Genomic DNA, 23,401 nt, shown 5'->3' on the forward strand with positions numbered 1-23,401 from the left:
CCACGCTTAAATGGCATACGCAAGTGCTGCCCTCCATCACGGTCGAGGGATTGAATTTTGTATGAGGACTTCGCTCATGCCTTTTTCCCACCTCACAACTAGCTTCCCCGGAATTGGTTTCGAGAAAAGTTTGAAACTATGTTTAGGCTCATATGACAATTGAAATTTATCTGCATCAAGATCAATAAAATTGAACTTAATACCCTGAGTGTCACAAAATAATCCCATTTCGTCAAAATCCTTCACCAATTGAACAGGCAGTCTCTCGTTCAATTGGTGATACTCTTTGAGAGCATTCGCCAGGACAACAACCCTTTTCTGACCAAACCCGGCTTCGTATCGTCTGACGATATCAATGAAGCTACTGATGGATACACTAACAATGAGTAAGGTTATAAAAAGCACTCCAACTTTTATCCGTTTTATCTTCATACCTAATGTTGCCTTCCTGGTTAAGCACTGATTGCCTCGCATCTTTTATTATGGCAAGCATTGATTGCCTGGCATCTTTTACTCTATTCATGGTTAACACTAATTCCCTTTCATCTGTTGAAGAGTCCCAAAAAATCCCCCACCGCGAACACGATCGAGCAGCGGCTTAACTGAGTGCCATTCTTGCCTGGCATCGTTTTGGTCGCCGGGCCGCCCAGTGAAAAAGGCAACGTTAGCAGTATGCAAATCAGTCTCGTCATACGGCAGGTCATAGGTTGATGAATCCTAGTTGGGGTTTAGGGCGGCGGCAATTCATGAACAGGACGCATCTTGAGCATCGCCGCAGCCAACGGAGCGTAAACCAAAGCGTGCTTTTGCTTGCACCAATCTTGGAACTCAGCTGCTGCTGAATCGAAACCCACAATGTCGCCACGTCTGGCCAAAATAGCCATCAATACAGGAAAGCGGGTAAGACGATCGGATGTTGCCCATTTCATCGGATCACTGTCAGCAAGACCGATGAAGAGTGCTTGTTCATCCGAAAACTTATCTAGCCACGGAATCACATCGGATTTGATTGCCTCTGCATAGGCTTCCGCAAAGGCACTTACGGAGGCAGGATCGAGACCAAACCCGTGAGCCAAGGTTTGATTTTGCAGCAGACCGTCGCAATTCACGGTAAGTGTTGCATGGAGCTTCACTTCCTTCGGTTGCAAGAAGGGGTGATATTGCGAGTAAAGCGATTCAATTTGTTCATGTCGAACTTGTGCATGGGCGGCAAGTTTACCAATGCCTTGTGACGCCGTCGGCAGAACTTCAAGCGCGATTGCCTGCCAACCGTTGTCAGTCAATCGGAACAATTTGCCTTCTCGCTTCTTGAATTTGAAGCTTGGAATTTGCTCGACAATCAGCTGACCAACTCGTTCTGTAAAATGCTTCATCATCTTCTCAAATTCGAGGCATTAACTTCAAAGGTTCTAATCGGGCCGGTAGGTGTTCCACTCGGATACCTGGCAGCGGCAAAGCGGCTTCCCGAGCACTGAGTGCCCGGCATCTTTTTTTCTTTTGGCATCTTTTTTCTTTCTTAATAATTCTCATACGGGGCTTGGTTTGACGGATACCCTCAAGACACCGCTAAACACGATGGACTTACCCCGCTGGCATATTGCCAAGCTCAGCCACCGGCCGGGGTGGGTTGGCGAGGCGTCGCAGGCTGAAGGCCAGTGCGTTCACTTTGGAACGCCCAAGGATTTCATCAAATCGCCTCTACTCGCTTGAGCAACTACCTTCATTTCAGCGATCTCTTTTGCCCTACTTTCGGCTTCACCAGCTTCAAATCGTTTTGCGAATGATTCAAACCCTGGAAAGCCAGAGGCTTCTTCTTTTTTCATCGAATAGAACAAAAGAAGCGCTGCTCTCCGCACCGTTGCGTCCTGTTGTCGCCACCAAACCAGCTCAACAAGTCCATCCTTACCCTTCGACCAAAGCGACACAACTCCGAGGACTCCAGTAATGCTGTCGCTTTTGGATAAAGCATAATCCATAGAAGTAAAAACCTCGTCTGGTTGATCGTCCACGGGGTGTTTATCGAGACGCATTTTGGCATCCATGATGAATCGAACACAGTCAGATGCCTTGACCTCACTTGGTGCATTACGGCCACTAGACTTAGCAAGCTGTGTGAACACCAAGAGAGCACCAACAAGAATGTAGGTTTTCATGGAAAGGTAGGAGGTTGTGGCCTTTTTGCCTGGCAGATGCTTGTTGTGTAACCAGTTGTTCATGGTCTGGAGGTAGAAGGTGCGCAGATAGTCAGGCTTTGTCTTGCTGCCGCTTCAGGTCCGCCCAGAACGAATCTATCTCCCATGGTTTCGGAAAATTTTGCCAGCGCGTCTCATACAAAACCTCATGACTAACCCTTTCAGGCAAAAGATTTGCGTCTCCGAAATAGCCATAGCATTTTAGTTCTTCATCGAACTCAAAAGCTTCAAGAATTAGCAAGTTAAGAAGATCAGTAAAAGAAGTCGCAATAATTGGGGCTTGTGGGGTCCCAAACGTATCGTAATACACTCTGTAGCATCGACCAAGAAATCTCTGTGAAAGATCAATGACGATAGTCGCACCAACTTCGTCGAGAGTAGCGATGATATATTGATCTTTCGCTATTCCATTCTTCAAGAGATCTTTTCGATGCGACGCATGCCACAAATGGTCGCTGTAATCCGCCCGGATAAACTCATCTGGCCGAACGAGCCTGTATCGGTAGGGATCTTTGGGTAAATAGTAAAGCCCGCTGCATAATGTATAAAATTCGATCAAATCTGCGGGATATCCATTGTCTTCAAGTGGCTGGGGCACCTTGGTCGGAGGCCCACACGATGATGTGTGAGACCCTTCCTTTCTATCTTTCAGAACGATTTCAACAAGTTCACAAATAGTTTTCATCTTCCGCAAAGCTGGATGTTCCATTTCAACGACCAATGCCCCACCTCAAGCCAGTAAGTTTTCAGAAGGAATTCGATCTTGTTCGCAGGACAACGTAGTCGCAACTGCTCATTACAAAACGCTTCAGGAAAAGATGCCAGGCAAGACTGTATCCGACCAAGCGAAAAGTCTTTTTTGTGAGCATCAAAGTGGTTCAATCCTATGGAACAGGTGCCCTCGGAAAGTTCAATTTGGCCCCAGGTTCTGGCACCACACCACCAGCGGGAACCGACTGACCATAATGAAAAAACACTCTCAATCCATACTCCGTGCCCTCGCGGTATTCATCGCTGTGTGCTCCGCGTCTTGTGACAAGCAGACAGAACAAACGGCAGCGGCGGCTTCATCGAAGAAGACTCCGACAATAACCAGCATGCCAGCCAACCTGACGCCTGCGGATGGCGGAGCCAAATTGCCAGAGGTCAGGACGGCTTGGAAACAAGCTGCCAGCGTGAGTATCCTGTGGACCGATGGGAATGCAGAGGCAGCCAAACGTCAATTGTCCGAGTTGGTCGAACTGCATCAAGGGGTGTCTGAAACTCCCGCCTACGAGAACGCTCTCGTCTCTGCTGACTGTGAGGTGAAACTGTACAACAGCATTGTGCCCGGCCTGATCAGCGGCCATTTGTCGCCAGACGAAGCGCGATCTCTGCTGGCTTCAATCGCATCCAATCGATTTAGCAGGTCTTCACTGATCACCATGCTAAAGACGAGTGCTCCTGATTCCAAACAAGCACGCGCCTTGGTCGCAGAGTTGCAGAGCGGAAAACCCGTGAATCTGATTGAGGCAAGCAATGCTTTTTTGCTAGAACAGGACGCTAACCTGCTATTGGGGCCTACTCCAGATACACTTGGCGAATTTTTAGACAAGCCGAACGCTGCCCGTGCTCTCCAATACCATGCACTGACGTCCGTAAAGCTCGATGTGGCCGGTGTGATTGCTGCCTATGCTTCCGCCGGAGGTAATCTGCATGCAGACGATGCGGCGGTAACGGCCGGCCTTCTGGAGAAAGTGCCGAAACTGATCAACGCCCCAGGATTGCTATCGAATCGTCCGATTAGTGCGGATGACGTGGTTCACTTTCTCAAAAAATGGCGCAATGGCAGCTTCGTGAAGTGATCGGCTTGCAACGTCAAGGGAGCCAACTCTAGAACTTGCACAGGTACTCGACTCCGCATCACTACCCACCGCAGTAATGCTCCGCCCGAGCCGGGCACAACCCGCTGATTCACGCACGCCCTAAGCCCCAAAGAACACGCGTTCGGCGGTTTTGCCGAGCATGGCGGCTTTTTCGCTGGGGGTGAGGAAGTCGAGGTGGTCGCGGATGAGGGCGATGGAGTCTTTGTAGGTGTGGCCGGGGTCCACCTGGAAGGGGCAGTCGCTGGCCCACATGAGGCGATCGGCACCGAAGTAGTCGCGGCACTCTTTGATCATGGGGGCGAGGTCGGTGTAGGGCGGGGTCTTTTTCCCCAGGGCGTAGAATGCGGAGGTTTTGAGAGTGAGCTTTTTGTGGACGGATAGATGCAGCAGGCGGTCGAGATGGGCGCGGGTGACGGGGCCGGCCATGCCGACGCGGGCGAAGTGGTCCACCACGACGGGGGTCTGGGGATACTTGATGCACATCTTGTCCACGGCGGCGAGGGTTTCGGGATTGATGAGGAGGCAGATGTTCAGGCCTTCATCAGCGGCGACTTTCCACATTTCCTGCATGCCGGGGGTGGCGAGCCAGGCTTCGACATCCTTGCTGGCGGTGTAGATGCGGAAACCGCGCACGCCTTGTTTGGCCAGGGCCTTCATGCGGCCACGGACGTCGGGGGCATTTTCGTCAATGATGGCGACGCCGGAGAAGGCGCCGGGGTGGGCGGCGATGGCATCGAGCATGTAGCGGTTGTCATACCGATAGAAGCTCATCTGAATGAGGACGATGCGGCTGACGCCTTCGGGTTTGCAATGGGCAAAGAGCTGCTCCGGCGTGAAGCTGGCAGGGGCCATGTTTTTCTTTTCGAAACCAGAGGCAAGGGGGTAGCGCTGGGTATCAGGCGTCCAAACATGGACATGGGCATCAATGGCGCTACCGCTGGCGAGGGTGGCGCAACTGCTCATCTGGGTGCCAAGAGCGGCGGTGGCTGCGGTGGTGAGGAACTGGCGGCGGGAGAGGGTGGACATGGGGATCGGTATTCAGTATTCAGTATTCAGTATTCAGTGTTCAGTGTTCAGTGTTCAGTGTTCAGTGTTCAGTATTCAGTGCGAGGGGCAGAAGCAGGAGGGAGAGTTCATTTTGCTAGCACTGAAGGGTGGCGCTGAGAGGTGCTACGTGAAGCTGAGGAGGAATCTTCGTTGGAACTCGTAGGCGAGCTGGACTTGGTGGAGCTCGATGGATTCATCCACGGTGTGGGCGCGATCAATGCTGCCGGGGCCGAAGACGATGCTGGGGATGCCGGCGCGGGAGAGCTTGCTGGCATCGCAGCCGAAGGGGACGCCGCCGGGGGCGGGATCGAGGCCCAGCTCGGTGAGTACTTGGCTAGCGGTGTGGACCACATCGGCCTGGGCGGGAGTGTCCAGCCCCTCATCCACGAGGAGGAGGGGGAACTCCACCTCGGCCTGGAGGCCTGGGATGGAGGCCAGCAATGCCTGGTATTGGCGCACGGCATCCTCCGCACGCTCGCCAGGAAGGAGGCGGCGATCAATCTCGATGGCGCAGCGGTCGGGCACGAAGTTCACCTGCACGCCACCGTGGATGACGCCGATGTTGCAAGTCCCCTCCCCTGCCAGCGGATGGCGCAGGGTGGCTAGGCGGGCATTGTCAGCCTCAATGGCGGCGATGACGCGGGCCATGCCGGTGATGGCATTGATGCCGAGGTGGGGCTTGGAGCTATGGGCGGCGCGGCCATGGACAAGGATGCGGCAGCGCAGCACGCCTTTGGTCGCGATGATGGCGCGCAGTTCTGTAGGCTCGGCCACGATGGCGGCGTCGGCTTTTAAATCTTCGCACAGTTTCACCACGCCCCGGTAGGAGTACTCCTCGTCCACGACGGCGGCCAGGAGGATCTCGCACGGAGGGGTGATGCCCTCCTCCTTGAGCGAAGCGAGGGCATGCATCATGGTGGCGAGTCCGGCCTTGGTATCGCAACTGCCCCGGCCATACATGCGGCCTTCCCGAATGACGGGGTCAAAGGGCGGGATGGTCATGCCCTGGACGGAGACGGTGTCTGTATGGGCCTCCAGAACGAGGCGACGATGGGGATTTTTCCCTGGCAGGCGGGCGAGGACATTGGGGCGACCGGGGAAAACCTCCTGCTCCCACACTTCGATGCCGCGCTGCTGGAAAAACTGGTGAACGTAGGTGGCCACCTCGCGCTCGCCAGGGCCGCCGTCATAGGAGGAGTTGACGCTGTTGATGCGGACGAGATCTGCCAGAGTCTGGATGACGGGAGTCATGGTGAGCATGCAGCATGGGCAAGGCGGGCTGGTTTGACAATGACGCACACGCGCATTCTTGTGACCGCAGTTGCAGACGGGCGGGTTTTGCCCTTAGCTCCAGTCCGCGATGATTTCCTTCCTTTCCGCCGCCCGCCATGGGGTCCTTTTGGCCGCCCTGCTCACCAGCCCTGCACTGCTGGCCCAGGAGGAACCGGTGTCGCTAAACCTGCGCTGGCTGCCTGGAAAAACCTACACTCAGGAAACCACCACCGAGACCTTTACCGGGCTGCCTTCTGCCAAAAAGGCCGATGAGGTGAAAATGAAGGTGAAACAGACCACCGTGATCCAAGTGACGGGGGAACCGGAAGGCACGAAAGAGGCGCGAGTGACCTTCGAAGCGATGGCAGGGGAGGTCATGTTGCAGGGGAAAAAGCAGGCGTTTGACTCGACGAATCTTAAGGACGCTCATCCGATGATCCAGTCATCCATCGGCCAGAGTGTGGGCAAGTCCTTCATCCTCGTCTATGACGGCAAGGACAAGTTTGTGGAAGTGAAGGACACAGGAGCCATGTCCCCGACGGCTCTGGGTAATCCTTCCCTTTCCGGGATCGCGGAAGCAAAAGAAGTGGCGGAGCTGTATCGGCGCTCGCTCGAGATGGGGCTGCCGCACATCCAGGTAAAACCTGGCGACCGCTGGACCTCCCAAGAGACGATCAAATTCCCCAGTGCTGGCACGGTGAAGGTGGACCTGCGGGTGAAATTCGACGCCATCGTGAACTACGATACGGGACCGCATGCGAAGATCAGCTTTGAAGGTGACATGACGAATGATGCGAACGCCATCGAGGCCCGCCCTGTGAGCATCGGCAAAGGCTCCAAGACCTATGGGCAGATCCTCTTCGACATCGAGCGCGGCACCGTTTCCTTTGGAGCTTTCCGGGCGGACATCACGCTGGATGTGCAGGGGCAGAAGGTGCCAGTGCGCCAGCAGGTTTCCACCAAGCTGGTGAAGATCGAGTAGCGCTAAAAATTCGCCTGCATCCCTGCTAGGAGTGCTTTCTTCACTCCGCGAGCGGCCAATATCAAGATTCCTTAATTGCCAGGCTGGGATTATTGAGATTATAGTTTCTCATAATGCCGCCACCCGTTCAGCCTTGTCGCATCGCTTTCCTCATCCGGGATCTTGGGCCCGGCGGAGCTCAGCGGCAGATGACGGCCCTGGCCAAGGCCCTGGCTGCCAGAGGCGACTTCGACATCACCGTGGTGCATTTTTACACGGGTGTTTTTGAAGCCGAATTGCGAGCGGCAAACATTCGCACGATTTGCGTGGGTAAGAAGTCACGCTGGGATCTGGCGGGGTTCTTTTTTCGCCTTGTTAAAATCATGCGTGATCTCAGGCCCCAGGTAATTCATGGCTACCTCCACGAATCCAATCTGATGGCCCTCATGCTGAAGCCCTTCTGTGGCTGGCCGGGAATCGTGTGGGGTATCCGGGATTCCAGCACGGATGCCGCGACGTGGGGGCTGCTGGGCAGGATGAGCTTCCGCCTCAACTGCCTGTTTTCAGGTTTTGCAGACCGGATCATTGCCAACTCCCATGCGGGGCGGAAATGGTATGTGGGCCAAGGGTACCCGGAGCCATCCTTTGAGGTGATCCCGAACGCCATTGAAGCCGAGCGCTGGGGCCACCACTCCCCTGCCCTGCATGGAGATACGTTTACCGTGGTGGGCAGACTGCACCCGATGAAGGATCACGGGACCTTCCTCCGCGCTCTGGCACTGGTGCCTCATGCACGCGGCCGCATCATCGGCAGTGGAGACGAACCTTATGCCGGAGAACTGCGGCAACTGGCGGAGACGCTGGGTATCGCGGGGCGTGTTTCCTGGGAGCCCGTGCGCACAGACTTGCCCCAGGTGTATCCCACGCTGGACTGTGTGGTCTCTTCCTCCAGTTACGGGGAGGGCTTTTCCAATGTGATCGGCGAGGCGATGGCCTGTGGTCTGCCCTGCATCGCCAGTGATGTGGGCGATTCAGCCTGGTTGATCGCCGATGCGCGCTGGATCTTTGAGCCCGGCAATGCTGAAGCACTCGCTCAGCGGATGCGCAGTTTCATCGCCCTGCCTGCGGAAGAACGGCGTGAGTTAGGAAATAAAAACCGGGTGCGCATCCAGAAAGATTTTACGCCAGAGAGCATGGTCACGAAAACGGCGCAGGTGCTGAGGGATGTGGCAAAGGGAGGTAACGCCACCACGCGTGTGTTATGGATCATCCCGGGCCTAGGGACTGGCGGCGCGGAGATGATGATGGCCCAGATCATTCAGGGGCTGCCGCATCTGCATCACACGGTACTTTCGCTCACGGCGGGAGGTAAACACATCGAGCCGCTGCGGGCAGCGGGCGCGCGGGTGCATACGCTGGACATGCCTGCTGGAAAACCTTCGCTAACGGGACTGTGGCAATTTTTAAAATTAGTTAGGCAAGCTAGACCCACCGTCATCATGGGCTGGATGTATCATGGCTGTTTGGCCGCCATGCTGGCACGGCTGGTGGTGTGGGCCCCGGTGGTGTGGAACATCCGGCAGAGCCTTTACGATCTCACGTTGGAGAAACGCGGAACCGCCTGGGTCATCCGCAGTCTGGTCCCTTTGTCACGCTGGGTCAGTCGGATCACCTACAATTCCAAGATCAGCGCCCAGCAGCATGAGAAACTGGGTTACGCTGCTTCGAAAACGTTACTCATCGCCAATGGTTTTGACCTGGAGAAATGGCATCCCATGGCGTCTGAAGATCAGAAGCGCGTGACAGAATCGCAGGTGAAAATCGGTCGTTTTGGCCGCTACTCAGCCATCAAAGATTACCCGGTTTTTTTGGAAGCCGCTGCGCTCATCGTGAGGGAAATACCGCAGGCGCAGTTTATTCTTGTGGGCACCGATGTGGATGAAAGGAATGCCGAACTCATGATCCAAGTTCGCACCCTGGGACTGGCAGATCACGTGAAGCTGCTGGGTGAGAGAAATGACCTCCCGCAACTGACTGCCGAGCTGGATCTTTCCGTTTCTTCCTCATTGAGTGAAGGTTTTCCAAACGTGGTCGGTGAAGCCATGGCCTGCGCCGTGCCCGTGGTGGCGACGGATGTGGGCGACACCGCCTGGGTGATGGGTGAAACTGGCCTGCGAGTCCCGCCCCGCTCCCCTACGACCTTGGCTGAAGCCTGCTTGAAAATCTTGCACCTGCCTCCCCAAGAGCGCCGAGCCCAGGGACAAGCGGGGAGAGAACACATCCTGCGTCATTTTTCCCTGGGCAGTGTGCTGGCTCAGTTTGAAACCCTCCTCAATCCCCCTGTCTCATCGCCCTCCCGTGAGACTCATGCCGCCGTTTTGGTGAGCCATCCCTGAAGCTAAAATCTTATGTGCGGCATCGCCGGTTATTTCACTCTTCCTCGTTCTCGCACGTCAGACCAAATGACGGCGGAGATCACCCGCATGACGGATGCGATCATCCTGCGCGGGCCAGACGATGCCGGTGCGTGGGTAGATGCCGAGACGGGCATCGCCCTAGGCCACCGCCGCCTTTCCATCTTGGATCTGTCCCCTCTGGGGCACCAGCCCATGGCCAGTGCTGACGGTCGTTTTGTCCTGGTCTTTAACGGAGAGATTTATAACTTTCAGGAACTGCGCGCAGAGCTGGAGCCTCACGGCCATTCCTGGCGGGGTCACTCCGATACAGAGGTCATGCTAGCTGCATTTCTCCAGTGGGGCGTGGCCGAGGCGACTCGGCAGTTCAATGGCATGTTCGCCTTTGCCGTGTGGGACAAACAAGAGCGTGCCCTGCACCTGGGACGTGACCGCCTGGGAGAAAAACCTTTGTATTACGGGTGGTTAGGCAACACCTTCGTTTTCGCTTCAGAACTGAAGGCCGTGCGCCAGTTTCCAGGCTTCGATGCAGGCATCAACAGGGATGCATTATGCAGCCAACTTCGGTTCAATTACATCCCCGATCCGCACTGCATCTACCAGGGCTTTCATAAGCTGCCTCCGGCGTCCCTCATCACCCTGAGCGCTCCCGGCGACAAACCTGTCCCTCAACTTTATTGGTCTTTGCGTGAGGTCATTGAATATGGCGTGGACCACCCTTTCACCGGGACAGAAACGGAAGCGATAGATACCTTTGAATCCATCCTCAGGAAAGCCGTAGGCATGCGCATGATCTCAGACGTGCCTCTGGGAGCTTTCCTTTCTGGTGGGGTGGATTCCTCCCTCATCGTCGCGATGATGCAGGCGCAAAGTACGCGACCTGTACGCACCTTCACCATCGGCTTTGACGTCCCGGAATACAATGAGGCGGAGTTTGCTAAAGCCGTGGCAAATCATCTGCGCACGGACCATACCGAGATGTATGTGACGGGTAAGGATGCCCTGGCCACCATTCCTTTGCTACCAGCACTCTATGATGAGCCGTTTTCAGATTACTCGCAGATCCCGACTTACCTCGTCTGCAAAATGGCGAGACAGCATGTTACAGTGGCCTTGAGCGGTGATGCTGGAGACGAGCTGTTTGGTGGATACGAGCGCTATTTTGTAGGCCGCAGTCTTTGGGATAAATTTGCCTGGATGCCTCCGGCGCTCAAGAAGACCGTCGCAGGCGCCATGACCTTCCTGCCACCTCATACACTCAATTCGTTAGGCTCGATGGCGGGTCCGGTTTTGCCAAAACGTCTGCGGCATGTTCCTTTCGGGGATAAGTTGCACAAACTCGCCGAAGTCGTGGCCGCGCCAGGCATGGAGACGCTGTATCTGAATTTGATGTCGCACTGGAAACAGCCTGAAAACATCGTGATCGGCGGTCATGATCCACAGACCAGCATCACGAACAAAAAAGGCTGGCCACGGGTGACGGATTTCACCCATCGCATGATGCACCTGGACATGGAAAACTATCTGCCAGGGGACATCCTCACTAAGGTAGATCGCGCCGCCATGGGGGTAAGCCTGGAAGGACGCATTCCTCTGCTGGATACCGACCTCATCGAGTTCGCCTGGCGAGTGCCTTACTCTATGAAAGTGCGCCAGGGTAAGGGTAAATGGCTGATGCGGGAGACCCTCTACCGCCACGTTCCAAAAGCAATGATTGACCGCCCCAAACGCGGCTTCGGTGTACCTCTGGGGCAATGGCTGCGAGCTGAGATGCGCGATTGGGCAGAAGATCTGCTCAGCGAGACACGGCTGAAACGTGAAGGCTTTTTCCACCCCGCGCCCATCCGCCAAAAATGGCAGGAGCATCTGAGTGGCACGCGCAACTGGCAGTTTTATCTGTGGGATATTTTGATGTTCCAGGCCTGGCTAGCAGAGCAGAAGTAATCAAGATCTTCATCTGTTCCCATGCATCCTTCATCGCCACTCCATGCAGCCAGTCTGCAGGCTCATCCGGGGGCCTTGGCAAAACCAGATCCTCTGGTGCACCGGATGGTCGTCTGGATCTGCGGCACCATTTTAGGGCTGCTCGCGGCAGATGTGGTCATCGGTCTCTACAATGCCGGGATCTCTCCGCTGAAACCCTCGCTTTACACCGTGGTGGTGGTGGCGGGCTGCATCGGTCTCTCCGCTTTGAGTGGGATCCGTTTTGCACCCGTGAGTTTGCTGGTGCTGCTGCTGCCGGCAGTACGATTGTTTGATGCCGCGCTGCTTTCACGCTCGGTCACGACTCTCCAGAATCAGGCGGGGATGGACCACCTGCGCATCATGCTGATCATCTTGGCCACGCTGGCTGTCTTATCCACCACTCCAGGCATGAATGCCGTAAGGTGGGCCGCCATCTTGGCCATCTTCATGACGACGGGATCTGAAGTCGCCGAAATGCTAGGCCTCGCCAAATTTTCCAGCATCAATGGCCGCTTCGCAGGCTTTAATAGTCATCCGAACTTCCCCCCCGTTTTGCTCTGCGAGATGCTGGGCATCACGTTTGCTTTATGTCGCAGTTTTAAGCTGAATTGCTTACTCATCGCGGTTTCTTTCGTGGGGGTGGCCCTTACCTATGGGCGCAGTGGCTTTGTGGTTTTGGCCCTCATGTGCACCGTGTACATCCTCCAAAACGCTCGGCGAAATCTGCCCTTCCTTTTGCTCATGGCCGCCATCGCCATTCCTGCTGCAGGCGTCGGATTTGCCATTCTTCAAAGCCGTACGGAACAGGGCGTGGTGAAGGATAAAAACACATCTGACCGCCTCCAGGCTATCTATGAACTGGACTTCGAAAAGCTAAAATCACCTGAACGAGCCCAGGACCTAGCGCACGGCTGGGAAGGTGTCATGCAAAAGCCTTTGTTAGGCCACGGCACGGGCGTTTCTGGTGTGCTCTACGCTCCGCATAATGAATATGTCTCCATCTTGTTAGAGTTGGGCATCCCTGGGCTCCTGCTGTTTGTAGGCACCCTGGGGGCACTGGTCGTCCGCAGTTTCATGACCGGGGGAAAGGCGGGTTATCTGCTGTTTGCCATCATCGCTTATACCCCAGCGGGTCAGGGACGGATCGAGATGCCACATTACTATCTCGCGCTGGCAACTGCAGCCTTCATTCTATGGCCGCAACGTTTTCGCATCGTCGTGGCCACGCCCGCGTCTCCCGCCACCCCGTGAGGTGACATCTGCAACCTTGCATGCGGGGGGCTTACGCGGCGAATTTGGCCTCTTTCTTAGGTTTACCGGCGTATCCACAAAACTCCAATCCGCCATTCGACAATTTCCGCTTTTCCAGCTAGCCTCCCCCTCCATGAACGCCGCTATCGATCCGATCATCGCCTCCCACATTGAAGCTCTGTGCGCCGCTATCGCCGCAGATCCTGAAGTGCAGGCTGCCCGTAACCAAGCCGAAACTTTCTTGGCTGATGAAGGTGCAGTCTCTCTTTACCGTGATGTGATGACCCTGGGCCGCAGCCTGGAGCAGCGTCACCGCAGCGGGGCGGAGATGGAGCCCGCCGAAGTCAGCCGTTTTCAGGCGCTACAAGACCAGGCTGATGGCAATGAAGTGATCCAGAGCTTCATGGCTGCCCAGGACTTGCTGCAAGATGTGGCTAACAAAGTGAATGGTTTTGTTACCAAGACTCTGGAAAAAGGCCGGGTGCCGACTCACGACGAAGTCTTTGGCCAAGCTGGTTGTGGCGAAGGCTGCGGCTGCCATTGAGTCCTGCACGATTCTTCCAGTGCTCAGGGTGCTGCCTCTACTGATCTCCTGAGCACTGATTCCCCATGCCTCCCTCCGCTCCCATTTTTGAGGCCCGTGCCCTGCGGAAAGTTTACCATACTGGTGAGCTGGACGTGGTGGCGCTACATGGAGTGGATATCCAATTTCACTCCAGTGAATTGGTCGTCCTACTGGGGGCTTCGGGCAGTGGCAAATCCACCTTGCTGAATATCCTGGGTGGACTGGATACACCGACCAGTGGCCAGCTACGCTACAAGGGCTGGGATCTCACCGGAGGCGACGAGCGCACGCTGACGCTCTTCCGGCGAAACTGCGTGGGCTTTGTCTTCCAGTTTTACAATCTCATCCCCAGCCTCACGGCCCGGGAAAATGTGGCGCTGATCACAGACATTTCGCGGGACCCCATGAAGCCGGAGGAAGCCCTGGCCTTGGTAAATTTGCAGCACCGCATGGATCATTTCCCCTCCCAGCTCAGTGGAGGCGAACAGCAACGCGTGGCCATTGCCCGCGCGATTGCGAAGAAGCCAGAGGTTTTACTCTGCGATGAACCCACCGGAGCGCTGGATGTGAATACGGGCATTGCCGTGCTGGAAGCTGTGGAGCGTATCAATCGCGAGCTCGGCACCCTAACGGTCATCATTACCCACAATGCGGACATGGCAGGGATGGCGGATCGCGTGCTACATCTCAAAGATGGGCAGATTGTGAAATCTCATCACAATGAAACGCGGGTGCCTGTGACCAGCCTGAAGTGGTAAAAAGTAGGCCTCACGCTAGCCGAGCCTGAGGCCGCCAAAGCCACCTCATGGCGAAGACGCCGATCCATGGCGCAAGCCCCGCGATGACCAACCCCAGGTCGTAGGAACCTGTGCTATCGGCCAATTTGCCGAACCAACGATGCAGCGGCGAGGTAATGACCCAGACCCAAAAACTGAGCAATCCGGTCAGGCGACCCACGTGCTCTTCTGACAATTCCTGTACAAAGGTGTAGTAGCAGGGAAAAAGGGCCAAAGCTCCTGCGCCGATGAGCAACAGCACGCCGAGCAATAACCATCCCTGCCCCAGCCAGGGTAAGGCCACGCTGAGAGAGGTGAGTCCACAAGCAGCGGCATACACCCAGCGCCGTGATTGGTGCGGTGAACAATGGAATCGCCGCACGAGCCAAAGCGAGGCCACCCCCGCCATGACACAGCCGACATCGGTGGAGATGTAATAGAGCGAATTAAAATTCAGCGCCTCGCTCTCCGCATAGCCACGTCCCGTTTGCAAAAACTTCATCATCCAAACTCGGTACATGTGCCACACAGTCTGCGTGCCTGTGATCAGTAGAGCCAGTGCCCAAAAGCTAGGACTGATAAGGATGCTGCCCAGATTCACAGGGGCCACTGTCACTGCACGGGCAGGCACATCCAGATCCCGAGGCCGCAGCATGAGGAACCATGCCACCACCCATAGCAGCCCAGATGCCCCCACCACGACAAAGGCAGATCTCCAGGAACCAAGATCCTCTGTCATCAAAAGCATCATCACCTGAGGAGTGATGATAGCCCCAATGGAGGCCCCACTCTGCAAGACACTGTTACCCATGGTCCGATCTTTTTCTGTCAGGACAGCAAAGGTCGTCTTTAACGCACACGGCCAGTGCCCTGCCTCAAAAAAACCCAGCAAGGTGCGGCAAACCAGCAGTCCCGTGTAATCCTGGGTCCAGCCGGACAGCATGCCCATCAGCGACCAACCTGCGAGCACGCAAGGGTACAACCAGTAGATGCGAATGCGATCCGCCAGGAAACCAAAGACCAACGACCCTGCGGCAAAGGCCCAACCAAAAGTGAGTTCCAAATTGCCATACTGCTCATCATTCAGGCCGAACTCCTGAGTCACACGAACGGAGGCGTTCGCCAGCGTGACGCGGTCCATGTAATTGATTGTCGTGGCAAGCAAAAGCAGGCCTGTGATCCACCATTTCCAGTAAGGGGAGCGTGTCATAAATCATCAACCATCCCAGCTTTTTCCGTTCCAAAGAAGCATGCGTCGCAGCAGCGCCACGACATCTCGGGTGAAGCCCTGGAACAATGCCTCTCCCTTTTCTGCAGTCGCTTGAGTGGGATCTCCCACGTGTCCGGGAGCAGAGCGATCCTGCATGATCCAGCCGCGCGCTGCAGGCTCAAAGCTATTGCCAAAGGGCACATCCGTTACGCCGTCCAAAGGCTTCACTAAATGCGGAGCGAGCCTCAAGACCATGGATGTTTCCCACTCACAGGCATGCCCCATGACTTTTTGCCCCAGTTCAGGGTGCGTAGTGCCCGCGTCTGGACTCAGGCTCCAGTAAGTGGCAAAAAGAAGGAGTAAATCATCCCGCTGGCGATGCCGCTGACGCACCTCAAACACCGCCTGTTTTCCTGGCACATCATTGCCCCCATGACCATTGAGGAGGATCAGGCGACGGAAACCGTGAGCGATAAAGTTTTCTAGAAGGCCCACAAGCAAGTCCAGATACACGCGTGGCTCTGCGGAAAGAGTGCCAGGAAAGTCCAGATGATGATGCGAATTACCCAGCCACTGCAACGGGGCAAACAGGACCTCATTTCCTAGTTCTAGCTCTGCCCGTCGCGCGATCTCCCCCATCAATAAAGAGTCTGTAAAAAGCGGCATGTGCCTGCCATGTTGCTCCAGCGCCGCGATGGGAAACACGACGGGCGTGTTTTTATCGAGAGTGGCAATTTCTGGCCAAGTCAGATCTGTGAGCTGCATGTGGAGATTTTTTACAACGGTGCTCGAAACCCATTTTGCTAAAATGCAGACATTCGTATCACAAATGATCGCAATTGGTTTGAATAACAAAAAACAGGCTCAACTTGAATAATTCGTGCGAAGTGCATGTGTCTTTCTGCACGATTTGAGTCCAATTTCTCTTTCGCCATGCCCCCGACAGCTCCGTGTCATCATTCCGAATACTTCCTCACTCGCATACTTTGGGGAATTTGCAGCCTCGTCCTCCTTGCCTCATGCACGGGCCATTCAGCCCGACAAACACCCGTGCCGACTTCCTTTTTGGCAGATCAAGAAACCATTGCTCAGGCGACGAAGAAACGCACCGTGCGCCGTGAAGGGACCTCCGGCTTTGAAATGATGGCCGATGGCAAAGAGGCTTATTTGGCACGCTTAGCGGTAGTCGAATCTGCCCGAAAGACCCTGGATTTCCAATATTTCATCTGGGCGGATGACGTGTGTGGCACAGTGTTCGCGGATCGCCTGCTGGCAGCAGCAGACCGGGGCGTGAAAGTGCGCATGCTGCTGGACATCACCCATGGTGCTCAGAGTGAAGTGAAGTCTGCCACCCTGGCCGCACATCCCAACATTGAGATCGCGTTCTTTAACCCCATGACAGCGCTGAAGGGGATCTTTGCAGGCAATCCTATTCCCTTGATTGGTGAGATTGATCGCATGCAGAGCCGCATGCATAACAAAATCCTCATCGCCGACAAAAAATTACTCATCGGTGGAGGGCGTAATTTGGCAGACACCTATTTCGGCGTGGATCGAAAGCACAACATGAGGGATCTGGACTTCATCGCCCAAGGTCCAGTGGTGAATGCCGCCACCCAGTCGTTTAATCTTTATTGGAACTCCCCGCTCACTCGCAAAGGAGATCGCACCAAACTCACCGCTAAGGATCAAGATAAGCTGCAAGACATGCGGCAGAACATTGACCGCAAAAAGGGCCACTTGGCCCGTCATCACAGCTATGCTTACCCCATCACCCTCGCCCGTGAGGATGCCCGAAAAATCTTGGATGAACTCTCTGACCGGATGGTGTGGGCTGAGTATGAATTCATCGCCGATCCGCCTGAACGCATGCTTCGCAAGGGTAAAGTAGCCTCCCCCGTTTGGCGGACGGTGGAAGATGCCATCGAAGGCTCCCAAAAGGAGGTGATCATGCATGCCGCCTATCTCATTCCCCAAGAGGAAACTTTGGCCTTACTCCAAGAAACGGCCAAGCGCGGTGTGAACATCCGACTGCTCACCAATTCACTAGCCTCCATAGATGGCCTGCTTGCCATGACAGGTATTGCCAATCGGAGAAAGGAAGTGCTCGAAACAGGAGCTGCCTATTACGAATTGAACGCCCGCGCCCCTGCCCGCAAAGACTACCTCCACACGCCAAAGCCTACCCTTCTGGGTATGCATACCAAGGGACTTGTGGTGGATAATCGAATCTCCTTTATCGGCTCATACAACATGGATCCGCGCTCCAAGTACATCAACACGGAGACAGGCGTGATTATCAATAGCCCCACCTTTGCCGCACGACTGAAAAACTACCTCATGGAGGACCTCCAACCGGAGAACTGCTGGCAAGTCAATCAGGAGAAAAACAATCGCCTGACATGGAAAGGCAAAACTCAGCACGGGCAGCCCATCACTCATCGTGCAGACCCTGAGGTTCCGATCAAAAAACGTGTCTCCTACTGGCTACTCACTCATTTACCGTGGGAGAATTTACTCTAACATTCGTTAGGCCAGCAGCCCCTTCACTACATGACCGTGGACATCGGTGAGACGGTAACGACGCCCCTGAAACTTGTAGGTGAGCCTTTCGTGATCAATGCCCAAAAGATGCAGTAAAGTGGCGTGAAAATCATGGATATGGACACCGTCCTTAGCGACGTTGTAGCCAAATTCATCCGTTTCGCCATAGACACTGCCAGGCTTGATTCCACCACCTGCCATCCAGGCCGTGAAACAGCGCGGATGATGGTCGCGACCAAAATTGGCGCTGATTTTCCCCTGACAATAATTGGTTCGGCCAAATTCCCCTCCCCACACCACAAGGGTGTCATCCAGAAGCCCGCGCTGTTTCAGGTCTTTGATGAGCGCAGCGGAGGCTTGATCCGTCTCTTTGGCCAGTTTAGGCAGATTCCCAGGCAGGCCGCCGTGATGATCCCAGTCTTGGTGATAAAGTTGGATAAACCGCACCCCGCGTTCCGCTAAACGGCGCGCTTGAAGGCAGTTGGCCGCAAAGGTACCCGGGGTTCTCACATCCGGCCCATACATGTCCAAGATGGACTGGGGCTCATCCTCGATACCCGTCGCCTCAGGAATGCTGCTCTGCATGCGATAAGCCATTTCATAGTGGTCAATGCGGCTAGAGATTTCCACATCCGGTGTGCCTGCAAACTGATGCTCATGCAGCTCCCGCAGACGGTCCAGCATCATCCGTCGGCTACCCGCGCTGACCCCTTCGGGATTGCCCAAATACAACACGGGATCTTTCGCTGCACGAAATAATACCCCCTGATGTTTCGTGGGTAGAAACCCAGTGCCCCAAAGATGGGCACCTAGCGGCTGGCCACCTTTACCTTTGGTGATCAGCACTGTGAATGACGGTAAATTTTCATTCTGCGCACCTAATCCGTAGCTTAACCAAGCCCCCATACTGGGGCGTCCCGCGATCTGAGAACCCGTCTGAAAAAAGGTCACACCAGGTCCATGATTGATGCTCTCCGTAAACATCGAACGCACCACACAGATGTCATCGGCAATAGAGGCTGTGTGAGGCAGCAAGTCACTGTACCACCCACCTGCCTGACCATGCTGAGTAAATTTAAATGGCGATCCCACCATGGGAATCGAGCTTTGATTTCCCGACATGCCCGTCAGTCGCTGCGTGCCGCGCACACTGTCTGGCAATTGCTCACCATGCCGTTGGTTGAGCAAGGGCTTATAGTCATACAGATCCAGATGTGAAGGCCCGCCGGACATGAAGAGATAAATGATCCGCTTGGCCTTAGGAGCAGCATGCGGAGCCCCTAGGATACCTGCATCCGCAGCTTGGGCCTGCTCTTTACTCAGCATTTCAGCCAGGGCCACACCGCCTAGGCCCATGCCAAAACGATTCAGTAGGGTACGGCGATTCATCAAGGGTGAAGGAACGGTGTTCATCGTTTCACAACGGCTGCGTCATGGTTTAAAAGAGCCTGCGCCATTACGGTGGCCGCAGCTGTCGCGGCCACTGGTAAAGCTTCATCTTTGGGGGCGTGCCCTGTCTGGATCAGAGCCACAGCCGATTTTGGGTTTAACTGAAAGTGTTTCAACTGCTCTTCATAAAGGCGCGTGCAAATGTTCACCTCTGCTGCATCCGGGAGACGGCTCAGGCAGCGCAAGAAACCGTACTCGATCATCTTTGCCACATCCTCCCGGCATTCACGCACCATCCCTTCCCCCAGCACACGCGCGGCTTCGACATACTGTGTGCCATTGAGCAAAATCAGAGCCTGCAGAGGGCTGTCGGTGCGTTCTCTTTTGGCTGAACAAACCGCCCGCCGAGGTGCATCGAAGGCTACCATCGCCGGAGGCGGACTGGTTCGCTGCCAAGTAGTGTATAGACTGCGACGGTAAACACTGCCATCTTCTGCCACTTTCGCCGGCTTAAAAGCCTCCGCCATCTCATAAGGATTCACCGGTGGGCCGCCGATCTGGGCTTTTAACAAACCGGCACTGGCAAGGGCATTGTCACGGATCATCTCCGCAGGCAGGCGAAACCGCGCGCCACGTGCTAACCATTGGTTCTCCGGGTCATCAGCCATCGTTGCGGCATCGGCCAGACTGCGTTGCTGATAAACATCACTGGAGACGATTTCTTGGACCAGCGCCTTCATATCCCAGCCGGTTTCGATCAACCGCAATGCAAGGTAGTCGAGCAACTCTGGGTAAAGCGGTTTTTCTCCTTGGCTTCCAAAGTCCTCACTGGTCTTTACCAATCCCCGGCCAAACAAACTTTGCCATAAGCGATTCACTGTCACACGAGCAGTCAAAGGATGATCCGGCGCGGTCAACCAGCGGGCCAGGCCCAGGCGGTTCAGAGGGGCGTCTTTGGGAAAAGGCGATAGGAAGGCGGGAGTCACAGGCGGAGCGACCTCCCCACGTTTGTCATACTCCCCACGAAACAAAACATACGCAGCTTTGGGTTGGGGCAGCTCCTCCATCACCATGATCTCTTTTTGAGAATCGCTAAACGCCGTCAACTGGGCACGCGCCGCCTGAAGCTTGGTCAACAAGGGATTCAGAGCAGTGTTTGAACTTTGAGAAACATCACGATCAAACACTCGCAACTCATCTACCCAGCCGTCTTTGAAACCACGATCTCGAAAGCGTTCGCCAAGGCTAATATTGTCCCCGCCTCCCCCAGTGATGTCACGCGTCAGGTGGTCTCGAATAATTTCGACCTCTGCCCGCTTTCCATTCACATACAGGCGCAGGCCAGCAGCCCGGCTGCTGCCGTCGTTGGTCACCACCACATGCACCCATTCGTTGAGAGGCAGTTCCTCCATCGCACGAATGGAAATGGCATCACCCGGCCAAAAATGAATGAGCGACCACTTCAGCTTCCCCTCTTCAATCAATAGCTCATACCCTCGGCTGGCGGCATCTGTCCAGGCACGCGAGCGGTGCATGACCACGGCCCGCTCTTTCACATCGGGCGTCTTCATCCACAAAGACACACTGAAGGGATCATGCCGATGAAAATTGCCGACCGGAGTCTCCACCGGATCATCACCGGAGAACTGGATAGCCTTGCCCAGACGTCCCTCGACAAGCTTGTTTCCACCCTTCAAGATGGCCGCAGGATCTACCACTTTGTCTTTCGGATCTTTCGTGACAGGCGAGGGATGCAGCGCATCGGCTAACTTATTTTTGTCCAAAACATCAAATGTGAAATGAGCGATCTGTCCCTCTGAATTTGGCGGCACACCATCTGGCCAATCAAGGGTAGTTAGACCTTCGCCCGCCACCTTTCCTTGCACCTCCATTAGTTGCCGTTCGAGTTCGGTGATTTTCTTTTGAAGTTCACGCTTCTGCTTTTTCTGCCCTTCATCCATCAGCTTGAAGGCTGGTGTGGGCGCTGATTGCGTGAAATAGGAATACAGACCCGCCTCGTCAATGTTCTGAAGAAAGGCTGATAAACCATAGTACTCGGTCTGTTTGATGGGATCATATTTATGATCATGACAGCGAGAGCACTCAAACGTCAGTCCCAGGAATGCCGTGGCGAAAGTCTGCACACGATCCGCCACATACTCGATGCGGTATTCCTCCTCCACAGAGCCTCCCTCAGCCTCTTGCTGATGCAGGCGGTTAAAAGCCGTCGCTAAAATCTGCTTATCTGTCGCATTTGGAAGAAGATCACCCGCCACCTGCCAGGTGATGAACTGATCAAACGGAAGGTTCTGATTGAATGCCTCAATCACCCAGTCACGCCACATCCACACCTCCCGCAGGCGATCCACCTGGAATCCGTAGCTATCGGCATAGCGCGCCACGTCCAGCCAGTCCACCGCCATGCGCTCCCCATAGGCGGGCGAAGCGAGGAGTCTAGTCACGAGGGCCTCATAAGCATGATTTTGAGAATCCGCCGTCAATGCCAAAACCTCTTCTGCGGAAGGCGGTAGGCCCGTCAGGTCAAAACTGACACGTCGTAGCAGCGTGGCCGCATCCGCTTTGGGTTGCAGCCTCAGCCCTCGCGATTTGAGTCCTTCAGTAACGATGTAATCGATCGGCCCCTTTGCCCCAGCAGTTTTGGCCTCCGCCTTCCAGCGAGGCATCTCATTCAGATCTGGGGCGATGAAACTCCAGTGCTTTTGATACTCTGCGCCTTCATTCACCCACTGCTTCAACTTGGCAATTTCACTTTCAGTTAGGCGCCCCAGTTTGGATTCAGGTGGCGGCATCACTTCATCTTCGTCATGAGACAGCACACGCTCCATGATTAGGCTTTTCAGCGCATCCCCTGGCACGATGTGGCCATCGGCGACGGCGGCAGCACGTTCATCCAGGCGCAGATCCCCTTTTCGCGTTTTAGGGTCAAAGCCGTGGCAGTGGAAACACTTGTCTGAAAGGATGGGGCGAATGTCTCGATTAAACTCCATCTTTTCTGCCAGGGCAGGCACAATGCTAGCCAGCCATAGGCCTGCTAATGCAAGGCCAAGAAAAGCATTTGGAGAAAGTGAAACCTTCCAAGTCATGCTGCATTATACGCAACACCCTGTTGCCTCTTTGAGATTTATCTGTGTCTAATCGTGACACACGTAAGCTGTAATCGCCTTGTCACATCCCCTTGCCAAGAAGTTCTCCGTGTCCGATTCTTTTGAAAGGCATGGCGACCAAACGTAAATACCTGAATTACACCACTCCCTGGGGTGTCAGCTTATCTCCAGTAGCCCGGGCCGGCTGGTCAGCCTTTTTGATTCATGAAAGTGGCTTCCAACCTGCGCTGGAAAACTGGAATCATGAAGGGGTGGACAGTCCTTTTTGGCGCTTCTACCACAATCCTAAAGCGGGTTGCCACCTCCGCTATCAAGGGCGTGAAATTCCACTGTTGCCAGATGAATACGTGCTCATCCCTGCCAATACCATTTTTGACTGCTGCGGCCCTGTCACGGCCTGTCACTATTGGCTGCATTTCACCGTCACACGCCTTGCGGGCACCGTGCCGGTGGGTCCGGTCGTCTTGCCCGTTGATGAAACTCTGCGTCTCCAGCTCCAAGCAGTTCTACGGACACATGCCGAGGCACCTCACGCCTTGCGGGATCATCGCCTCTATCATGAAAGCGCTGCCCTTCTGCACAGTGCTTTCGCGAGACTAGAGTTACCTCCCACCCAAGATATACCGGATCGTTTGTTAGACGTGTTAGACCTCATTCAAAAAGCCCCACATACGCACCTCTCAAATTCTTTCTTGGCAGATCGTGCGGGCATGAGCTTGGAGCGTTTTATCCCGGACTATGCAGTAGAGTAGACCAGAGGTGCGGTTAGAGTCTCGATTTTGCTAAAGATGGCGTCCATCCAGGGGCGTTTTTTGCGGGGCAGCG

The 23,401-nt window shown here is 55.0% G+C and carries 19 protein-coding genes; 9 read left to right on the top strand and 10 right to left on the bottom strand.

Translation table 11 applies throughout. From position 1 onward, the window contains the following. Positions 1–36 precede the first annotated feature (36 nt). The 4 genes from HNQ64_RS20445 to HNQ64_RS20460 all read right to left on the bottom strand — a co-directional run bounded on the left by HNQ64_RS20445 (position 37) and on the right by HNQ64_RS20460 (position 2,901). Complete coding sequence (locus tag HNQ64_RS20445) at positions 37–432, bottom strand: hypothetical protein (protein WP_184212185.1); 396 nt, start codon at positions 430–432, stop codon at positions 37–39. Positions 433–728: 296 nt separating this feature from the next. After that, a complete protein-coding gene (locus tag HNQ64_RS20450; RefSeq protein ID WP_184212187.1) occupies positions 729–1,376 on the bottom strand; it encodes a hypothetical protein in 648 nt (215 codons plus the stop codon). Between the two features lie 285 nt (positions 1,377–1,661). Beyond that, on the bottom strand, positions 1,662–2,153 hold the full coding sequence (locus HNQ64_RS20455) for a hypothetical protein (RefSeq protein ID WP_184212189.1): 492 nt from the start codon (positions 2,151–2,153) through the stop codon (positions 1,662–1,664). 91 nt (positions 2,154–2,244) lie between these two features. Then, entirely contained in the window at positions 2,245–2,901 is a 657-nt protein-coding gene (locus HNQ64_RS20460; RefSeq protein WP_184212191.1) for a hypothetical protein, read from the bottom strand. Between the two features lie 256 nt (positions 2,902–3,157). Here HNQ64_RS20460 and HNQ64_RS20465 point away from each other — a divergent pair, with 256 nt between their 5' ends. Next, entirely contained in the window at positions 3,158–4,036 is an 879-nt protein-coding gene (locus HNQ64_RS20465) for a hypothetical protein (protein WP_184212192.1), read from the top strand. 120 nt (positions 4,037–4,156) lie between these two features. Here HNQ64_RS20465 and HNQ64_RS20470 read toward each other — a convergent pair whose 3' ends face one another. Together HNQ64_RS20470 and HNQ64_RS20475 are read right to left on the bottom strand one after the other, a co-directional pair. Further along, on the bottom strand, positions 4,157–5,083 hold the full coding sequence (locus tag HNQ64_RS20470; protein ID WP_221305518.1) for an amidohydrolase family protein: 927 nt from the start codon (positions 5,081–5,083) through the stop codon (positions 4,157–4,159). Between the two features lie 144 nt (positions 5,084–5,227). After that, positions 5,228–6,355: a M20 family metallopeptidase gene (locus HNQ64_RS20475; RefSeq protein ID WP_246431143.1), complete on the bottom strand. Its 1,128-nt coding sequence runs from the start codon at positions 6,353–6,355 to the stop codon at positions 5,228–5,230. Between the two features lie 109 nt (positions 6,356–6,464). On the opposite strand from HNQ64_RS20475, the gene HNQ64_RS20480 reads away from it, so the two are divergent. The 6 genes from HNQ64_RS20480 to HNQ64_RS20505 all read left to right on the top strand — a co-directional run bounded on the left by HNQ64_RS20480 (position 6,465) and on the right by HNQ64_RS20505 (position 14,290). Next, a complete protein-coding gene (locus tag HNQ64_RS20480; protein WP_184212196.1) occupies positions 6,465–7,358 on the top strand; it encodes a hypothetical protein in 894 nt (297 codons plus the stop codon). A 113-nt stretch (positions 7,359–7,471) separates the two neighbouring features. Continuing rightward, positions 7,472–9,733, top strand: a complete 2,262-nt coding sequence (locus HNQ64_RS20485; RefSeq protein ID WP_184212198.1) for a glycosyltransferase — start codon at positions 7,472–7,474, stop codon at positions 9,731–9,733. Between the two features lie 12 nt (positions 9,734–9,745). Then, entirely contained in the window at positions 9,746–11,695 is a 1,950-nt protein-coding gene (gene asnB / locus HNQ64_RS20490; RefSeq protein ID WP_184212200.1) for an asparagine synthase (glutamine-hydrolyzing), read from the top strand. Positions 11,696–11,716: 21 nt separating this feature from the next. Next, positions 11,717–12,967, top strand: a complete 1,251-nt coding sequence (locus HNQ64_RS20495; RefSeq protein ID WP_184212202.1) for an O-antigen ligase family protein — start codon at positions 11,717–11,719, stop codon at positions 12,965–12,967. A 133-nt stretch (positions 12,968–13,100) separates the two neighbouring features. Continuing rightward, positions 13,101–13,511 (top strand): YlbF family regulator, encoded by a 411-nt coding sequence (locus HNQ64_RS20500; protein WP_184212204.1) that lies wholly within the window; start codon positions 13,101–13,103, stop codon positions 13,509–13,511. 65 nt (positions 13,512–13,576) lie between these two features. After that, entirely contained in the window at positions 13,577–14,290 is a 714-nt protein-coding gene (locus HNQ64_RS20505) for an ABC transporter ATP-binding protein (protein ID WP_184212205.1), read from the top strand. 10 nt (positions 14,291–14,300) lie between these two features. Here HNQ64_RS20505 and HNQ64_RS20510 read toward each other — a convergent pair whose 3' ends face one another. Both HNQ64_RS20510 and HNQ64_RS20515 read right to left on the bottom strand, forming a co-directional pair. Further along, positions 14,301–15,518 carry an MFS transporter gene (locus tag HNQ64_RS20510; RefSeq protein WP_184212207.1) on the bottom strand — a complete coding sequence of 406 codons (1,218 nt, stop codon included), beginning with the start codon at positions 15,516–15,518 and terminating at the stop codon, positions 14,301–14,303. 6 nt (positions 15,519–15,524) lie between these two features. Then, on the bottom strand, positions 15,525–16,283 hold the full coding sequence (locus HNQ64_RS20515) for a creatininase family protein (RefSeq protein WP_184212209.1): 759 nt from the start codon (positions 16,281–16,283) through the stop codon (positions 15,525–15,527). Positions 16,284–16,568: 285 nt separating this feature from the next. On the opposite strand from HNQ64_RS20515, the gene HNQ64_RS20520 reads away from it, so the two are divergent. Next, positions 16,569–18,041 carry a phospholipase D-like domain-containing protein gene (locus tag HNQ64_RS20520; protein ID WP_184212211.1) on the top strand — a complete coding sequence of 491 codons (1,473 nt, stop codon included), beginning with the start codon at positions 16,569–16,571 and terminating at the stop codon, positions 18,039–18,041. Between the two features lie 6 nt (positions 18,042–18,047). Here the strand turns inward: HNQ64_RS20520 and HNQ64_RS20525 are convergent, their stop codons facing one another. Continuing rightward, positions 18,048–19,451, bottom strand: a complete 1,404-nt coding sequence (locus HNQ64_RS20525) for a DUF1501 domain-containing protein (protein ID WP_246431144.1) — start codon at positions 19,449–19,451, stop codon at positions 18,048–18,050. Positions 19,452–19,471: 20 nt separating this feature from the next. Then, positions 19,472–22,555 (bottom strand): DUF1553 domain-containing protein, encoded by a 3,084-nt coding sequence (locus HNQ64_RS20530; RefSeq protein ID WP_184212215.1) that lies wholly within the window; start codon positions 22,553–22,555, stop codon positions 19,472–19,474. A 131-nt stretch (positions 22,556–22,686) separates the two neighbouring features. Here HNQ64_RS20530 and HNQ64_RS20535 point away from each other — a divergent pair, with 131 nt between their 5' ends. After that, positions 22,687–23,328 (top strand): hypothetical protein, encoded by a 642-nt coding sequence (locus HNQ64_RS20535; protein ID WP_184212217.1) that lies wholly within the window; start codon positions 22,687–22,689, stop codon positions 23,326–23,328. Positions 23,329–23,401 lie beyond the last annotated feature (73 nt).

Source organism: Prosthecobacter dejongeii (assembly GCF_014203045.1).
Taxonomy (GTDB): domain Bacteria; phylum Verrucomicrobiota; class Verrucomicrobiia; order Verrucomicrobiales; family Verrucomicrobiaceae; genus Prosthecobacter; species Prosthecobacter dejongeii.